Origin of the sequence: Aestuariivirga sp. (genome assembly GCF_020252395.1) — a bacterium.
In the GTDB taxonomy this organism is placed as follows: domain Bacteria; phylum Pseudomonadota; class Alphaproteobacteria; order Rhizobiales; family Aestuariivirgaceae; genus Aestuariivirga.
Genome location: NZ_JADCDB010000005.1, coordinates 57,576 through 70,667, shown reverse-complemented (window position 1 = coordinate 70,667; position 13,092 = coordinate 57,576). Strand labels below are relative to the sequence as shown.

Annotated in this window: 12 protein-coding genes; 6 read left to right on the top strand and 6 right to left on the bottom strand. The window is 64.4% G+C overall.

Translation table 11 applies throughout. The features are described 5' to 3' along the window. From IOC82_RS04615 to IOC82_RS04590, 6 genes are all read left to right on the top strand, one after another. Positions 1-213, top strand: a 213-nt coding sequence (locus IOC82_RS04615; RefSeq protein WP_290545005.1) for a hypothetical protein, incomplete at its 5' end; no start/stop codon positions are given. A gap of 108 nt (positions 214-321) precedes the next feature. Then, a complete protein-coding gene (locus tag IOC82_RS04610; protein ID WP_290545004.1) occupies positions 322-990 on the top strand; it encodes a protein-L-isoaspartate O-methyltransferase in 669 nt (222 codons plus the stop codon). 66 nt (positions 991-1,056) lie between these two features. Then, on the top strand, positions 1,057-2,484 hold the full coding sequence (locus tag IOC82_RS04605) for a TolC family outer membrane protein (protein WP_290545003.1): 1,428 nt from the start codon (positions 1,057-1,059) through the stop codon (positions 2,482-2,484). Between the two features lie 104 nt (positions 2,485-2,588). Then, positions 2,589-3,236 carry a DUF2497 domain-containing protein gene (locus IOC82_RS04600; RefSeq protein WP_290545002.1) on the top strand — a complete coding sequence of 216 codons (648 nt, stop codon included), beginning with the start codon at positions 2,589-2,591 and terminating at the stop codon, positions 3,234-3,236. 154 nt (positions 3,237-3,390) lie between these two features. After that, the gene (locus IOC82_RS04595) at positions 3,391-3,690 is read left to right on the top strand and encodes a PilZ domain-containing protein (protein ID WP_290545001.1); all 300 of its coding nucleotides are present in this window, start codon (positions 3,391-3,393) and stop codon (positions 3,688-3,690) included. Between the two features lie 81 nt (positions 3,691-3,771). Continuing rightward, a complete protein-coding gene (locus IOC82_RS04590; RefSeq protein ID WP_290545000.1) occupies positions 3,772-6,582 on the top strand; it encodes a valine--tRNA ligase in 2,811 nt (936 codons plus the stop codon). Positions 6,583-6,796: 214 nt separating this feature from the next. Here IOC82_RS04590 and cobM read toward each other — a convergent pair whose 3' ends face one another. Genes cobM through IOC82_RS04560 form a run of 6 tightly spaced genes read right to left on the bottom strand, consistent with a single transcriptional unit; the run spans position 6,797 to position 12,992 of the window. Beyond that, entirely contained in the window at positions 6,797-7,573 is a 777-nt protein-coding gene (cobM, locus tag IOC82_RS04585) for a precorrin-4 C(11)-methyltransferase (protein WP_290544999.1), read from the bottom strand. Beyond that, the gene (gene cobJ / locus IOC82_RS04580) at positions 7,570-9,348 is read right to left on the bottom strand and encodes a precorrin-3B C(17)-methyltransferase (protein WP_290544998.1); all 1,779 of its coding nucleotides are present in this window, start codon (positions 9,346-9,348) and stop codon (positions 7,570-7,572) included. The genes cobM and cobJ overlap by 4 nt, the downstream gene beginning before the upstream one ends. Then, entirely contained in the window at positions 9,342-10,052 is a 711-nt protein-coding gene (gene cobI, locus IOC82_RS04575) for a precorrin-2 C(20)-methyltransferase (RefSeq protein WP_290544997.1), read from the bottom strand. Before cobI ends, cobJ begins: the two co-directional genes overlap by 7 nt. Further along, complete coding sequence (gene cbiE, locus IOC82_RS04570) at positions 10,046-11,254, bottom strand: precorrin-6y C5,15-methyltransferase (decarboxylating) subunit CbiE (RefSeq protein ID WP_290544996.1); 1,209 nt, start codon at positions 11,252-11,254, stop codon at positions 10,046-10,048. Before cbiE ends, cobI begins: the two co-directional genes overlap by 7 nt. Next, positions 11,251-11,865 (bottom strand): precorrin-8X methylmutase, encoded by a 615-nt coding sequence (locus tag IOC82_RS04565; RefSeq protein WP_290544995.1) that lies wholly within the window; start codon positions 11,863-11,865, stop codon positions 11,251-11,253. The genes cbiE and IOC82_RS04565 overlap by 4 nt, the downstream gene beginning before the upstream one ends. Beyond that, the gene (locus IOC82_RS04560; protein WP_290544994.1) at positions 11,862-12,992 is read right to left on the bottom strand and encodes a sirohydrochlorin chelatase; all 1,131 of its coding nucleotides are present in this window, start codon (positions 12,990-12,992) and stop codon (positions 11,862-11,864) included. The genes IOC82_RS04565 and IOC82_RS04560 overlap by 4 nt, the downstream gene beginning before the upstream one ends. Between the last annotated feature and the right edge of the window lie 100 nt (positions 12,993-13,092).

Below are 13,092 nucleotides of genomic sequence, written 5' to 3'. Positions count from 1 at the left end.
TTAAATCCGCTCAGCCGCAACACCTGTGGAAATGTGGACAAGGCTCCGCCTTGCCCACAGTCCCACAGGAGAACAAAAGACAAGAAGCGGACATTTGATGTGCTACCAAAACCGGACAAGTTAATTAGCTATCGACAGGGCCAATGTCACTGCCCATGCGCCGATGCCGGGCAGGCTTGGCCGGGAATCGTTGTTGCAGTGGAAAACGCATGATTGTGATGCTTGAATTGCTCCAGCACTGCACCGCCCGGTGGACTTATCGAACATCCTTCGCTACACAAAGATTAACACTTCGTAAATGCGCTTGTTTTCAGGAAAAGAATGACAGATTTCGCCGCCGCCCGCCGCAACATGGTCGAATCGCAGGTCCGCCCCAACGGCATCACCGACCGGCGCATCATTGCGGCCATCGAGGCGGTCCCGCGCGAGGATTTCGTGCCGGAGAGCCGCCGGGCGCTTGCCTATATGGACGAGGACGTGCCGCTCGACCACCACGACAGGGCCCTTGGCCAGCGGGCGCTGATCGAAATCATGGCCTTCGCGCGCATGCTGCAGCACGCCGCCATCAAGCCCACCGACAAGCTGCTGATCATCGGAGCCGGGACCGGCTATGGCGCGGCCGTGGCGGCCCAGATCGCCGCAACCGTCGTGGCGCTTGAGAGCGATGCCGGGCTTGCCCATCATGCGCGCAGCAATCTGAGGGGGCTCGCCAATGTGAAGCTCGTCGAGGGCCCACTTGCCGGCGGTGTGGCGGCGGAGCAGCCCTTCGACGTGATCCTGCTTGAGGGCCGCGCCGAGGACGTGCCGCAGTCATTGATCGATCAGCTGGCCGATGGCGGACGGCTGATCGGCGTGGTGGGCGAGCGCGAGACGTCGCAGGCCTGCATCTATTCGCGCTCGGGCGGGTTGGTTGCGGTGCGCCCGGTGTTCGACGCCTCGGTGACAGCACTGCCGGGGTTGAAGAAGAAGAAGCCCGCCTTCGTCTTCTGAGGCGGACGTGCGTGTGGGAGCGTCCGGCGCGTCAGGGCCGGCGCCGGGTTAAGGAGTTGTGGATCGATGACACGGAACTGGGTGCGGGCCGTTCTTTCGGGCGTTGCGATCTCCGCCGCGGCGGTGACGCTTAGCGTATCTGCCGCGGCCGATACGCTGTTCGCGGCCATGGAGAAGGCTTACGTTACGAACCCCACGCTCAATGCCGCCCGCGCTGGCCAGCGCGCCACCGACGAACTGGTGCCGCAGGCGCTGTCCGGCTGGCGGCCTACGGTGGGTATCGGCGCCGAATTGAATCGGACGCGAAACACAAATGAAGGGGTGACGTCCTTCACCGTCGATCCTAATGTCGGCGGCTTTGTCCCCACTGTCGACCCGCTGGCCATCAACAATGCGACCAGCGGCAGTGTGAGCATCCAGCTCGCCCAGCCCCTTTTCCGCGGCTTCGGCACGGTGAACAGCACGAAGGCTGCCGCGGCGCGGGTGGACGCGGGGAAGCAGGGTCTGCTCGGCACCGAGCAGCAGGTTCTGTTTGATGTGGTCCAGGCCTACATGGACGTCTATGCCGGACGGCAGTTCGTGTCTCTACGCCGGCAAGATGTGGCGGCTTTGCAGGCACAGGTAAAGGCTGCGCAGGACCGTTTTGCGGTTGGCGAGATCACGCGCACCGACGTCGCGCAGGCACAGGCGCGCCTGGCTGAGGCACAGAGCTTTCTCGTGAATGCACAGACCGATCTCGCGCGGGCGGTGGCAACCTACGTGCAGGTGGTTGGACATGAGCCGGGCAAGCTGAACTACCCCAAAGTGGTCAATATCCCGAACTCGCTGAAGACAGCGCTCGATGTTGCGGGCCAGATCAACCCGCAGCTGCTTGCGCAAGCGTTTGTGGAGGTTGCACGGAACAGCGATATCAAGGTGGCTTTCTCGAACCTGTTGCCGAGCGCCGATCTCGTGGCCTCTGCCTCCGGTTCGGATCCCGATCTCACTGTCAGCCAGGATCGGTCAAGCGTACTGCAGGTCGGCGCTCAGCTTTCGATCCCCCTCTACGAAGCCGGCATCGTCTATTCGCAGGTGCGCGAGGCCAAGCAGCTGGCGAGCCAGAGCCGCATTCAGGTGATCGAGGTGGCGCGGGCTGTCAGGCAGGCGGTGGCCTCGTCATGGAATGCCTATGTGGGCCTGGCCCAGATTATCAAGAATACCCGCACCCAGGTCTCCGCCGCCCAGCTGGCGCTGCAGGGCGTGCAGGCGGAATATCAGGCGGGCACCCGCACCACGCTGGACGTGCTCGACGCCCAGCGCGATCTTGTACAGGCCCAGGTGCTGCAGGTAACGGCGGAACGGAGCCGGGTGGTGAGCGGCTACCAGCTGCTGGCCGCCATTGGCCACCTCACGGCCGAGGAGGTCGGCCTCAAGGTGCCAATCTACGATCCTGACGCAAATTACAAACGCGTGCGCAACAAGTGGATAGGCACCGACGTCAAAACGATTGAATAGGCCGCTTTGGATATCGACAAGACTCGGCGGTTCGCGTAAAATTTCAGAAAGAGTTAAGGCTTGTGGGCCGTTTCAGGGTGGACGACGTGACTGCAGAACCGCGAATGGAAGATCTTCTCGCCTCCATCCGCAAGGCTATCCATGACGATATCGGGGATGGCCGGTCGAGCGAGCGGCTGCCGGCCCCACTGCAGGCTGCGCCCACCCCACGGGCCGCCGATGAACTTTCCGCCGCGGCGAGCGAAATCCAGCAGCTGCGCGAAAGAATTTCCCGCGCGCGCACGGTTAAGTCGCAGGCTCCCGTCGAGCCGGGCCAGCGCGCCGCCAGCCTGGCCGCGGCGCTGCAGAACGAGACGCCGCGCCGCAACTGGCGGGAGCTGGAGCCGCCGCCGGCCCCGCGGCTGCGCGAACTGGATCCGCCAGCACCACGGCTGCGCGGAGCGGTCCTCGACAATGAGTCACCCAGGCCGCAGATCGGGCACGAGGTTCATGCCGCTCCGGCGGCGCGCCTTCCGGCCCGCAGCGAACCCTCGGTTATGCTCTCCGGCAACGCGGCCCAAGCCGTGCAGTCCGCCTTCGGCAAGCTAACCAATTCGGTGACGAGCCGGAACGCCAATGAGCGGTCGGTGGAGCAGGTGTCGCGGGAACTGCTGCGGGTGATGCTGAAGCAGTGGCTGGACGAGAACCTGCCAGCCATGGTTGAGCGCCTGGTGCGCGAGGAAATTGAGCGCGTAGTCCGCCCCGGCCGCTGAACCACGGCTTTTGGCCACGAAATCGACCCATTATTACTTTTTTCTTGATATTACTCGCTGTTTGATTTAACGCTGCGTAAATTGCAACCTTAGCGAGTTTGTAGCGTTTTCATAAACTCATGATTGAATTTCCTTAAGGGGAGAATCACGGCTTATGACAGCAGCACATGTTTTCCCGGACGAGCGGCGGGCCCACCCGCGCCATCGGGTTTTCAAGAGGGTGAAGGCGGTGTTCAACTCGCGTAGATCTGTGATCGATTGTGTGATGCGCGATCTTTCGGCGGGCGGGGCGCGGCTATCCTGCCCTACGGTGGCGCAGGTGCCGGACCAGTTCCAGTTGCTGTTCGTGGCGGAGCGCGAAATGCGCGACGTGCGGGTTGCTTGGCGCAGCCTCACCGAATGCGGCGTCCAGTTCCTGTCGCCGCCGCGCAAGGCGCTGCACCTGCTGACTTAACTCCGCACCTCAAAGCGTTGCGTGGCCGCCCCGGCTGGTGTTTAAGGCGCACCAACCGTCACATCAGCTTTGGCCAAACTCATGCTTGAGAAGACCTTCACGCCCGCCGAAATGGAAGCGCGGCTCTATGCCCAATGGGAGGCGCGCGGCTTTTTCAAGCCAGGCCACAAGCCCAAGGCGGAGCCCTTCACCATCGTGATCCCGCCACCCAACGTGACGGGTTCGCTGCACATGGGGCACGCGCTTAACAACACCATCCAGGACATTCTCGTGCGCTTCGCGCGCATGCGGGGCAGGGACGTGCTGTGGCAGCCCGGCACCGACCATGCCGGCATCGCCACCCAGATGGTGGTGGAGCGGCTTCTCCTGAAGGAGAACAAGACCGACCGCCGCAGCATGGGCCGCGAGGCTTTTCTCAAGCGCGTCTGGGCGTGGAAGGAAGAATCGGGCGGCACGATTTCGCGTCAGCTGCGCAGACTCGGCGCATCCTGCGATTGGTCGCGCGAGCGCTTCACCATGGACGAGGGCTTGTCCAAGGCGGTGCTCAAGGTCTTCGTGCAGCTTTACAAGGAAGGGCTGATCTACAAGGACAAGCGCCTTGTGAACTGGGACCCGAAGCTCTTGACCGCCATCTCGGACCTCGAGGTGGTGCAGAAGGAAGTGAAGGGCAATCTCTGGCACCTGCGCTATCCGATCGAAGGGACGGATGAATTCATCGTGGTCGCCACGACGCGGCCTGAAACCATGCTGGGCGACAGTGCGGTTGCGGTTCACCGTGAGAATGAGAAGCTGAAGCACCTCATCGGCAAATTCGTGCGCCTGCCGCTGGTGGGGCGCCTGATCCCCATCGTCGGCGATGATTATGCCGACCCCGAAAAGGGGACCGGCGCCGTCAAGATTACGCCGGCGCATGATTTCAACGACTTTGAGGTCGGCAAGCGCCATGATCTCAAACAGATCAATGTGCTCGACCAATTCGGCAAGATGCTGCTTGCAGGCAATGCCGATTTCCTCGAAGCGTCTGATGTTCCCGCGGAGACCATGGCGCTGCACGGGCTCGACCGCTTCGAGGCCAGGAAGCGCATCGTCGAGATGTTCGAGGCGCAGGGGCTTCTCGACAAGATCGAGCCGCACACCTACCAGGTGCCGCATGGCGACCGGTCTGACGTCGTCATCGAGCCGTGGCTCACCGAGCAGTGGTATGTGAATGCCGCCGAGCTCGCCAAGCCCGCCATCGCGGCGGTGGAGAGGGGCGAGACCAGCTTCGTTCCGAAGAACTGGGAAAAGACCTATTTCGAATGGATGCGCAACATCCAGCCGTGGTGCATCTCGCGCCAGCTATGGTGGGGGCATCAGATTCCAGCATGGTATTATTTCAACAAAGATAAAATCGACCTGACGGCCTTTAACAACGTTCTTGAGTCCGGACGTTTGATCGATATGTCGCAGTTTGGCGTGTCCGTTGCTGAATCCGAGGAGGAAGCGCTGAAGGAGATCGCAACTCAGTTCCCTGGTAAAGAGCTGCGCATTGTCGAACACGAGCGTCAGGCTATAGGACTTATACAAGAGTCAAGAGGTCAAATTCTTGGTGTTTGGCGCGACGAGGACGTGCTCGACACCTGGTTTTCCTCCGCCCTCTGGCCGTTCTCGACCTTGGGCTGGCCGGAGGAGACGCCGGAGCTGAAGCGCCATTACAAGACGGACGTCCTCGTCACCGGCTTCGACATTATCTTCTTCTGGGTTGCCCGCATGATGATGATGGGGCTTCACTTCATGCAGGAGGTGCCGTTCCACACGGTCTACATTCATGCGCTGGTCCGCGATGAGAAGGGCCAGAAGATGTCGAAGTCCAAGGGCAACGTCATCGATCCCCTTGAACTCATCGACGCCTATGGCGCGGATGCGCTGCGCTTCACACTCGCCGCCATGGCCGCTCAGGGCCGCGACATCAAGCTCGCCAAGGCGCGCGTCGAGGGCTATCGCAACTTCGGCACCAAGCTGTGGAACGCCGCGCGCTTCGCCGAGATGAACGGCGTTGCGCATGACCCGAATTATGATCCGCTGGCGGCGCGCGTGACCGTGAATCGCTGGATTGCCGGCGAGACGGCGCGCACCGAGGCCAAGGTCCGCCAGGCGCTGGACGAATACAAGTTCAACGAGGCGGCGGGCGCGCTCTACCAGTTCGTGTGGAATGTCTTCTGCGACTGGTATCTCGAATTGATCAAGCCGATCCTCACCGGCGCGGACGAGGCGGCAAAGGCCGAGACGCGCGCCACCACGGCCTGGGTGATGGACCAGATTCTGCTGCTGCTGCACCCCTTCATGCCCTTCGTGACGGAAGAGCTGTGGCAGCAAACGGGCACGCGCAAGCAGTGGCTGATCGTCTCCGGCTGGCCCGTCTACAAGGGCCTTGGCGATGCCGCGGCGGATGCCGAGATGGAATGGGCGATCCGCTTCATCTCAGAAGTGCGCTCGGTCAGGGCCGAGATGAACGTGCCCGCCGGCGCAAAGATCGCCTGTGTGCTGGTGAGCGCCAACAGCGAAACGCGCCGCCGGGCAGATGCTTGGGAGAACGAGATCATGCGTCTCGCGCGTCTCTCCTCCATCACCTTCGAGGAGCAGGTGCCCAAGGCCTCCGCCCAGATCGTGCTTGATGAGGCAACCGTCGCGCTGCCGCTCGAAGGCGTCATCGATTTCGCCGCCGAGAAGGCGCGGCTCGCGAAGGAGCTCGAGAAGATCGCCAAGGATACCGCCGCCATCGACGGCCGCCTCAACAACCCCGGCTTCGCCGCCAAGGCGCCTCCGGAAGTGCTGGAGGAAAGCCGCGAGCGCAAGGCCGAACTGGAAGCGCGCAAGGTCAAGGTGGACGAAGCGCTGGCGCGATTGGGGTAGAGTCCGTTCACATGCGCTGGGCTTTTGGAAAGAGGCGGGTGGATCGGCCTCGAACTCGGGCGTATCCGCCCGGGCAGCCGCCGCCACCAGAGTATTGAAGGCAAGGGTGGCAAGCAGCCTGGATGCAAGATCCATCATGGTTGTCTCCCGGGTGCTGCCGGGACAACCGTAACCTGTCGGAGTGCAGCGGCCGGACTCGCTTTTTGCCGGCAGGCTAACCCGCCGACCTCGCTGTCTTGCTGTTGCGCAAAACGTGCTCATGGTCAGCGTCGTAAAGTGCGGAGTCCCGGAAATCATGCGCGTCCAGCACTTGGCCCACGAGGATCAACGCGGTGCGGGTGAGCTTTGCCTCGCGCACTTTCTTCGTGATGGTGGCGAGCGTGCCGCGGATGATCATCTGGTCGGGCCAGGTGATGCGATAGGCGACAACCACCGGGCAGTCGGCGCCATAATGTGGCGTCAGCGCGCGCTCGATGTAGCCCAGGTTGCGGATCGAGAGGTGGATGGCGAGCGTGGCCCTGGAGCGGCCGAGCTCCTCCAGTATTTCGCCGTCCGGCATGGAAGAGGATTGCATGGCGGTGCGGGTGAGGATGACCGTCTGGGCGATCTCGGGGAGCGTGAACTCGGTCTTGAGTTCGGCAGCGGCAGCAGCGAAGGCAGGCACGCCCGGCGTCACGTCATAGGGAATGCCGAGCTTCGCGAGGCGGCGGATTTGCTCCGCAATCGCGCCATAGAGCGAGGGGTCTCCTGAATGGACGCGCGCCACGTCATGGCCCTTGGCGTGGGCGGCCTCGATTTCGGCGATGATCTCGTCTAGGGTGAGAGGGGCCGTGTCTATGACGAGGGCGCCTGCAGGTGCTGCCTTGACGATCTCCTCCGGCACCAGGGAGCCCGCATAGAGGCAGACCGGGCAGGACTGGATGCGCTTCAAACCGCGCACCGTGATGAGGTCGGGTGCGCCCGGGCCGGCGCCGATGAAATGGACGGTCATTCCGCTGCCTCTCTCTTCTTGGCATAGCCGCGCGGGGTATAGGCATAGGTCCTGCCATCTCCGCGGGCGAAACATTTGGATTGCGACGAACCGACCATCACCAGCGTGAGCATGTCGACGTCGCCGGGGTTGAAGTCCACGAAGCTCACGATCTTCACCTTCTCCTTGGGGCGGCCGAGGTTGGAGGCGATGACGACGGGCGTGTCCGCCGGGCGGTGCTGTTTCAGGATCGCGAAGGCACGCTCCAGCTGGTCGCGGCGCTTGAGCGAGCGCGGGTTGTAGAAGGAGATCACGAAGTCGCCTTCCGCTGCAGCCTTCACGCGCCTCTCGATCGCCTCCCACGGGGTGAGGAGGTCGGAGAGCGAGATGCAGCAGAAGTCATGCCCGATCATCGCACCCGCTTTGGCGGCTGCGGCCTGGAAGGCGGAGATGCCGGGGATGACGTTCACCGCGATCCGCGCGGGCTCAAGGTCGATCACTTCGTAGACCAGCGCCGCCATGGCATAGATGCCGGCATCGCCGGAGCAGACGAGCGTAACTTCCTTTCCCTGCTTCGCCAGTTCGATGGCGTGCCGCACGCGTTCTTCCTCGCCGCCCAGCGGGAAGCGGTGCTCCTGCTGGCCGGAGCTGACATCCGCCACGAGGTCCAGATAGAGGCCATAGCCCACCCAGTCGGTCGAGGCCTCGAGAGCCGCGCGCGCTGCGGGCGCGCGCCAGTCCGGCGTGCCGGGGCCGATGCCGACGACATGCACGATGCCGCGGGGTCTGCCGGGGATGTCGAGAAGAAGCTGCGGTGATCTGGCAATGGCGCAGGTGCCGCGCGTGGAGCGCGTCTTCTCCACGATGAGATCCGAGTTTGCGCCCGCTGCGGCGAGAGCCGCGGCTTCGGCGACGCCAGCCACGCCAACTTCCCGGGCGACGATGCCGGATGGGTTCCTGAGGCGCGGCGTTTCCTTCGCCAGCTCATCCGCTGTGAAGAAGCGGGCGGGCACGCCGAAATGCGCGGCGACAGCGTGGATCGCCGCCTCGTCGGACTTGAGATCGATGGAGGCCACGGCGGCAAGCGAGGCGGGCGAGAGCTTGGCCTCGGCAAGAACCTTATCGGCCAGTGCGATCAGTTCGGCGGCCTCCGCGTTGCGCTCGCAGCCGAGGCCCATGACGAGAGTCTTCGGATGATAGACGAGCCTGGTCCTGGAGCCTTCCGCCAAGATTTCAGTGACGGTGAGGGTGACCGCGTCCGGACCGGCGGCGTAGCGCGCGGCGGGGAAGGGGTTGAGCCTGCCGTCGAGCGTGAGGGCTGCGCCGTTAAGCAGCGTGGCGGTTGCGCCCTTCATTGCGTTTGGGTTGGCGAGCACGAAGCCCGGCGCGGGGTCGTCCAGTGCGAAACCGAAACGGACTTCGCTCGCCGTGGTGACGGCGGCATGGCCGCCGGTGAGTGTGGCGATCCGGCGGGCAAGCTCGTTGGCGCCGTGGTGGCCGCCCAAGAGCGGCACCGCCGAGGAACCGTCTTCAGCCACCGCGATCACCGGCGGTTCGTTGCGCTTGTCATGGAGATGCGTGGCCACGGCGCGGATGAGGATGCCCGCGGCGCAGAGGCCGATGATGCTGCGGCCCTCATTGAAGAGCTGGCCAAGATGCGCGGTTGCCTTGGCATAGGTGACGTCGCCACCGGCCACGCAATCGGGCGTGTGGACTTCGGCGCCGAGCGGCTCCTTCAGCTTGCGTGCGAGCGGCAGGGCGGAAGCGCCCAGCACGAAGAGGACGGGCTTCACCATGCTTCGGCGCCCGCATAGACGAGGATCGACGAGAAATAGGGCAAGTGATCTTCCGTGATGCCGAGGAGCGGTGTGACCACCTCATCCTGATGGGTTGCCTTGATGACGACCTGGGCGCGCGACGCGAGGTCGAGCAGGCCCAGGATATTGCGTACCTTGGGGAGGTGCCGGCCGACTTTGATGAGGACGGCGCTCTCAGCGGACATCAACTCCTCGCGCAGGCGATCCTCTGGCAGCGTGGCCGGCAGCACCTTCACCACCTCGTTTCGCGCCGAGAGCGGACGGCGCAGCGCTGCGGCGGAGGCCGTCATGGAGGTGACTCCGGGCACGATGGCGCAAGGGAAGTCATTGGACAGCCTGGCGAAAACATACATGAAGCTGCCGTAAAAGAAGGGATCGCCCTCGCACAGCATGACGACGTCGCGGCCCTGTCTCAGGTGTTCGGCAATGGCGGCTGCGCCTGCGTCATAGGCCTTTTCACCCGGTTCGCGCTCCACCCGCATCGGCATGTCGATGACGAGATGTTGAGTGGTGGCGGGGATATAGGACTTTGCGATGTCGCGGGCGGTGGAGTCCTTGCCATTGGCGGTGAGGTAGGCCACGACCGTGGCGCTGCCGATGAGGCGCGCGGCCTTGACCGTCAACAGTTCCGGGTCGCCCGGGCCGACGCCGACGCCGTGCAGCGTTCCGAGTTTGTTTACCATGGTTTTCTGGTCCGCCACTGGGTGACGGCCATGCGCGGCCTGAGCGCGCGCAGGCGGCCGACACTGGTGAGGCTCGACACCTCCATGCGCACGATGTCGCCGCCGAACTTTTCATGCAGGTCGTAAAGATGGGTCTCGCCCTCTAGCGTCACTGCATTGGCGACAAGCGTGCCGCCGGGCCTGAGCGCAGACCACGCGCCGTCGAAAACGCCGGGTAGCCAGATGGCGCCGCCGATGAAGATGGCATCGGGCGACGGCTGGCCGGCATAGGTGGCGGGGACCTCGCCCGGCACGACCGTGAGGCGGGGTGCACCGAGGGCATCCATGTTGGTGGCGATCATGCCCAAGCGCTCGGCATCATGCTCGAAGGCGATGGACATGCAACCTCGCGCGGCGCGCATCCACTCGATCGAGACCGAGCCGCAGCCAGCGCCGACGTCCCACAGAAGCTGGTCGGGCGCGGGGCCAAGGGCCGCCAGCGTCGCGGCGCGCACCTCGCGCTTGGTGAGCTGGCCGTCATGGACGAAGGCCTCGTCCGGCAGGCCTGCGAGGCGTGAAAGCACCCTGGCGCCGGGAGACGCGATGCAGTGGATGGCCAGCGTGTTGAGGTCCGAGAAGCTGGTCGAAGGAATGGCATCGGCGATGAAGCTGGACTTGCGCTCGCGTTCGCCGCCCATGTTTTCCAGCACGGTGATATCCGACTTGCCGAAGCCGCGGGCGGTGAGGCGGCGGGCAACTTCGGGGATGGTGGTGCGGTCCGCCGTGAGCACGAGGAGGCGCACATCCGGCTGGATGAAGGGCTCGATGTGCGCGGCATCGCGGCCATGCAGCGTGAGCGTGTCGCAGTCGGGCAGCGGCCACCCGACACGCGCGGCGGCGAGCGAGAAGGCGGAGACATGCGGTATGATCTCCATCTCCGCGAAAGGGATGAACTCCATCAGCTTGCGGGCGACGCCATAGTTCAGCGGATCGCCCGTTGCCAGCACCACTGTCTTCCGGCCACGCAGCGGCTTGATGCGGTCGATCACGGCGGAGAAGGGTTGGGGCCATTCATGGCGCTCGGCCGCGCTCTGCGGCGTGAAGCCGAGCAGGCGGGTGGAACCGACGAGGACCACGGCGTTGCGGATGGCGAGCTGCGCCTTCGGTGAAAGTCCATCCCAGCCGTCCTCGCCCATGCCGGCGATGGTGAGCCACTGGCTCATGTGGCGCCCCGCATCAGCGCGTTGATGACGGAAGCCGCCATGGCGGAACCGCCGCGGCGGCCGAGCAGCGTGGCATAGGGGATGCCGCCCGGATTGGCGTGGAGCTCGTCCTTCGATTCCGCCGCGCCGACGAAGCCGACGGGAAAGCCGGCGATGGCCGCAGGCTTCGGCGCGCCGGCGGCAATCATCTCGAGAAGTGCGAAGAGGGCGGTGGGAGCGTTGCCGATGACGGCGATGCTGCCCGCCAGATGCGGCCGCCAGAGTTCCACGGCGGCGGCGGAGCGGGTGTTGCCGGTGGCAAGGCCGATCTCGCGGGCCTGCGGGTTATTCAGTGTGCAGATGACGTTGAGCTGCTTGTCGATGATGCCGTGCCGCACCATCTCGGCATCGACCAGCACCGGCGCGCCTGCTGCGAGCGCGGACCTGGCGGCGATGACGAAGCCGGGCGAGATGCGGAGGTCATCCACGATCTCCGGCATGCCGCAGGCGTGTATGATGCGGATCGCCACCTCCTCTGCATCGGCGGGCAGCCCGGAGAAATCCACCTCGGCCCGGATGATCTCGAATGAGCGCCGGTAGATGGCGGCGGGATCGCGGAGGTAGCCGATCACGTCTTCAGCATGCTCCGGGGGCCGAGCGGATGATCGGCATGGGGGTAGGGCGCATGGGTGTGGTCATGCCCATGCTCATGGCCGTGGTCGTGGTGATGGCCGTGGCTGTGGTCATGGCCGCCATGGTGATGGTGATTCGCGGAGCCTGAGAGGATCCTGGCCGCATCGACCGCCAGTACGGCTTCCTTCTTTTTCTTCGGTGCTGTCTTGCACATCTGGTTGCAGACGCCGTCGCAGTATTCGCAGTCAGCGGAGGTGCCGATGCCTTCGACATGGTGGTGGTGGCTTTCCTGGACGGCTCCTACCTCGGCCTCGAAGCCCAGCACCTGCGTGCGGTACTTGCACATCTGACAATTCATGGCGATGTCGCCCGTGAGGATCTGCCCGATGCGCTCCTCGAAGGTGGCGATGACCTGCGGGTGGTCGTTGAGATAGGGCGCTTTGACGAACTCGATCTCGGGGTGGCGCGCGGCCACGGCGTCGGTTGCGTCATAAATGCGGTCGACGAGGATGCCGGTGAAGAGGAAATAGGGGAAGACGATGATGCGCTTGTAGCCCAGCCGTGCCGCATGCTCGAGGCCGGGCTCGACCAGCGGGAAGGTGACGCCGGAATAGGCCGTCTCCGCCCAGCCGAAGCCGAAGCCCTCCCACAGCAGGCGCGTGACCTTGGCGACGTTGGAATTGGCGTCGGGGTCTGAGGCGCCGCGGCCGACGACGACCAGCAGCGTCTCGTGCTTCGGCACGCTCGCGCCCGCTTTCTCGAGGGCTTCCTGCACGCGGTCGGCGGCGGCGCGCATCATCTTGGGGTCGATGCCGAGTTCCTTGCCATAGTCGATGCGCAGAGTGTTGGCCGCGGCATATGTGTTGAGAACGGAGGGGATGTCGTTCTTGGCGTGGCCCGCGGCAAACAGCATGCCGGGCACGGCCAGCACGCGGGTGACGCCCTGCGCCTTCAGGCTGTCCAGCCCGGTGCGGATGATGGGCGTGGCGAATTCGAGATAGCCGTATTCGACCGGATACTGCGGCAGGCGCTGCTTCAGGTGTTCGGCGAGGACAGCGAATTCCTTCACCGCATCCTTGTCGCGGCTGCCGTGGCCGCACAGCATCACACCCAGTTTGTCCGCCATAGGTCCTGCCTTCCAGATCAAAACGCGCCCCCGGGCGAGGCCCGGTCCGGAAGACAGCTTCCGTCTTGGCCCCGCATTGGGTCGGCCGCACCGGAGTTTG